The sequence below is a fragment of the Paraburkholderia sp. SIMBA_053 genome (assembly GCF_046534895.1).
GTDB classification, from domain to species: domain Bacteria; phylum Pseudomonadota; class Gammaproteobacteria; order Burkholderiales; family Burkholderiaceae; genus Paraburkholderia; species Paraburkholderia caledonica.
Genome location: NZ_JAWRXU010000983.1, coordinates 1 through 261 on the forward strand (window position 1 = coordinate 1; position 261 = coordinate 261).

Sequence of the window (261 nt, forward strand, 5' to 3'; positions counted from 1 at the left end):
GACGGGCAGCGCGCAACTGGCGCATATGCTCGTACGGCCGTTGCGGCAAGAAGTGGAGACGTTTCGCTTCAGCACCGTGCAGCTCGACCTGCGTCAGAACACGACGGTGATCGAGCAGGCGCTGCGCGCGTTGTGGCGCGCGACCTGTGGCACATCCGGCGAGCCGCCCGCCAGCGACTCGCCCGAATGGAAAGCGTGGCTGCTCAGCGAACTGGCCCAACCCTCGGACAGCGAGCAGGAGCGGGAACGCCGCTTCGATTC

At 67.0% G+C, this 261-nt stretch carries 1 protein-coding gene; it reads left to right on the plus strand.

The features are described 5' to 3' along the window. A partial coding sequence (locus SB753_RS38545) for a hypothetical protein (RefSeq protein ID WP_410805348.1) occupies positions 1 to 261 on the plus strand: 261 nt, incomplete at both ends.